This is a genomic window from Streptococcus infantis (genome assembly GCF_001579645.1).
Classification (GTDB): domain Bacteria; phylum Bacillota; class Bacilli; order Lactobacillales; family Streptococcaceae; genus Streptococcus; species Streptococcus infantis_E.
Window position 1 is genome coordinate 670155 of sequence record NZ_KQ970818.1, and the last position, 3430, is coordinate 673584.

Genomic DNA, 3430 nt, shown 5'->3' on the forward strand with positions numbered 1-3430 from the left:
CTTTGTCAAAGAAGTTCGTGATGGAAAACTTGGTAACTATACCTTAGATACATTGGATGATCTCAATGGCAACGATTAAAGAAATCAAAGAAGCATTAGCAAAGATAACTGATCTTGAAAGTCCCTTGTTTAAGGAATTTGAAAAAGATTCTCGTTCAGGTGTACACAAGGAGCTTGAAAAGCGTAAGAAAGCTATTCAAGCTGAAATTGATGAAAATCTCCGCTTAGAAGCCATGCTTCGCTATGAAAAAGAACTTTACGTTCAAGGGATTAACCTAATTGCAGGTGTAGATGAGGTTGGACGTGGTCCGCTAGCTGGTCCAGTGGTGGCTGCTGCAGTGATTTTACCTCAAAATTGTAAAATTAAAGGTTTAAATGACAGCAAAAAAATTCCTAAGAAAAAACACGAGGAGATTTTTCAGGCTGTCAAAGAGAATGCCCTAGCAATCGGTATCGGGATTATGGACAATCATGTCATTGATCAAGTCAATATCTATGAAGCAACTAAACTAGCAATGAAAGAAGCTATTTTTCAGCTTGAGCCTCAGCCAGAGCACCTCTTGATTGATGCTATGAAGTTGGACTTGCCGATTTCTCAGACATCCATCATCAAAGGAGATGCCAACTCCTTATCTATTGCAGCAGCATCGATTATAGCTAAAGTTACCAGGGATAAGATCATGGCTAACTATGACCAAGAATTTCCAGGCTATGATTTTGCTCAAAATGCTGGCTATGGAACTGCTAAGCATCTAGAAGGAATTGAAAAGCACGGTGTCACACCTATTCATCGCACCAGTTTTGAACCGATTAAAACGATCGTTTCAGAAATTAGTAAAAGATAATTAAAGGAGAGAATTATGGAGGAACAATCGGAAATACTTAGTTCCAAGAAAGAATTTGCTTTCGCGTCCAGTACGATCTTAGCTCAAGTAGGACGAGGTATTATTGTCGGATTAGTCGTAGGAATTATTGTAGGATCATTTCGATTTTTGATCGAAAAAGGCTTTCATATCGTTCAAGGTTTTTATCAAGACCAAGAAAATCTGATACGGAATCTATTGATTATTTTCCTTCTTTATCTTTTTATATGCTGGCTTAGTGCTAAATTAACACGTTCAGAAAAAGATATCAAAGGTTCTGGTATTCCTCAAGTTGAAGCGGAGTTAAAAGGTCTCATGTCTCTCAACTGGTGGAGTGTCCTCTGGAAGAAATACATTCTAGGTATCTTGGCCATTGCTAGTGGACTCATGTTAGGCCGTGAAGGTCCCAGTATTCAGCTAGGTGCCGCTGGAGGGAAAGGAATTGCTAAATGGCTCAAGTCTAGCCCTGTTGAGGAGCGTTCTTTGATTGCTAGCGGAGCAGCTGCTGGACTTGCTGCAGCCTTTAATGCACCTATTGCGGGGTTATTATTTGTAGTAGAAGAAGTCTATCACCATTTTTCACGATTCTTCTGGGTTTCTACCTTGGCTGCAAGTCTAGTAGCAAACTTTGTCTCCCTTCTCATCTTTGGCTTAACACCTGTGCTTGATATGCCTGATAATATTCCTCAAATGAGTTTGAGTCAATATTGGATTTATTTGGTGATGGGGATATTTCTTGGAGTTTCTGGATATCTATATGAGAAAGCCGTTCTGAATATCGGAAAAGTATATGATTGGATTGGTCAAAAGATTCATCTGGATAAGGCCTATTATCCTATTCTAGCCTTTCTTCTTATCATTCCAGTAGGAATCTTCCTACCACAAATACTTGGTGGCGGAAATCAAGTTATTTTATCCTTAACAGAACAGGATTTTAGTTTTAAAATTCTCTTTCTTTACTTCATCATTCGCTTTATCTGGAGCATGATCAGTTATGGAAGTGGACTACCAGGTGGTATTTTCTTACCAATTTTAGCTTTAGGATCCTTACTTGGTGCTCTAGTCGGTGTTATTTGTGTCAATCTTGGCCTTGTTAGCCAACAGCAATTTCCTATCTTTGTGATTCTTGGAATGAGTGGTTATTTTGGGGCTATCTCAAAAGCACCTTTGACAGCAATGATTCTTGTGACGGAAATGGTTGGTGATATCCGAAACCTCATGCCTTTAGGGATGGTGACCCTAGTTGCCTATATTGTCATGGATTTGCTCAAAGGAGCGCCTGTCTATGAAGCCATGCTAGAAAAAATGCTACCTGAATCAGCAACTGATGATGGAGAAGTTACACTAATAGAAATCCCAGTTTCTGATAAGATAGCTGGTAAGCAGGTACATGAACTCAATTTACCACATAACGTACTTATCACAACCCAGGTACATAACGGTAAAAGTAAGACAGTTAATGGATCAACAAGAATGTATCTAGGTGATATGATTCATCTCGTAATTCCAAAAAGTGAAATTGGAAAAGTAAAAGATTTGCTTTTATAGAAGTATTATTTTACATAATTTTTATTACGAAAAGTTATAATAAATTTTGAAAGGTTTCTCTATGAAAAAAAATAAGGCAATTTTGGTATATTTGCTAGGAACATTTATCCAATTAGTATCAGTTTGTCTAGTTTTCTTTCTATTGAATCGTTATTCTGTTCAGTCTAATGTATTAACTATTTCAGGAATCATTCTAGGTGGAATTTCTTCAGCTCTTTGGGGAATAATTGTTGCTAATCGATATTTTCATATTCATTTTAAGAAGATTTTAAAAGATTTTTTTAACATTCATACTAGTTATAAACACTATTTATTATCTTTCTTCCTAATTATATTTGATTTTTCTTTCATATTGTTTGGTGGGAAAATGATAGAATTTAGCTGGTATCTCCCTTTTTTGATGTTCTTCAAATTTATTTTATTTGGAGGGATAGAAGAGATTGGATGGCGATATGTATTTCAACCAATTTTACAAGAACATTTGCCGTATTTTCTCTCAACAATCTTAACCTTTTTTAGTTGGGCTATTTGGCATCTGTTGTACTTTTACATAGATGGTTCTCTGGCAATATTACAATTGACGCCGTTTTTAATTGGATTACTGACAAATTCTTTCATACTATCAGCACTATATATTAAAACAAACAATCTCTGGATTTGTGTAATGACTCATTCAATTATTAATGTCTTGTCTCAACTAACCATAGATACTAATCAATACGAAACTTACTTAATCAAAATCTTCGTCATCTTAGTATCATGCTATATGGTAATGAATAGAAAAGAAGAGTATAGTCGTAACTGATTGTATTGGTTAACTATTCATTTTAATAAAATGAAATATAAAACTCCAAAACCAAATCAAATTTGATTTGGTTTTTATGATAGATAATAAGAATCAAATTTTACTTGAATTACATTTACTAGAGTTGAAGATCGACGGAGGAGCATTTAGCAAAAAGTATAAAAAATTTTAATCATAATAAATTAATTAAAAGAAAAACTAAAAAATTTTTGGT

3 protein-coding genes and 1 pseudogene are annotated in these 3430 nt (G+C 35.1%); all 4 read left to right on the plus strand.

Translation table 11 applies throughout. The features are described from left to right. Positions 1-79, plus strand: a pseudogene (locus SINDD18_RS11650) (GTPase YlqF); the annotation flags it as partial. Next, positions 66-845, plus strand: coding sequence for a ribonuclease HII (locus SINDD18_RS03195; protein ID WP_061863235.1), 780 nt, complete (start codon positions 66-68; stop codon positions 843-845). The pseudogene SINDD18_RS11650 and the gene SINDD18_RS03195, both read left to right, overlap by 14 nt. Positions 846-860: 15 nt before the next feature. Continuing rightward, positions 861-2411 (plus strand): ClC family H(+)/Cl(-) exchange transporter, encoded by a 1551-nt coding sequence (locus SINDD18_RS03200; protein ID WP_061863046.1) that lies wholly within the window; start codon positions 861-863, stop codon positions 2409-2411. Positions 2412-2472: 61 nt separating this feature from the next. Then, the gene (locus SINDD18_RS03205) at positions 2473-3216 is read left to right on the plus strand and encodes a CPBP family intramembrane glutamic endopeptidase (RefSeq protein WP_061863047.1); all 744 of its coding nucleotides are present in this window, start codon (positions 2473-2475) and stop codon (positions 3214-3216) included. Positions 3217-3430 lie beyond the last annotated feature (214 nt).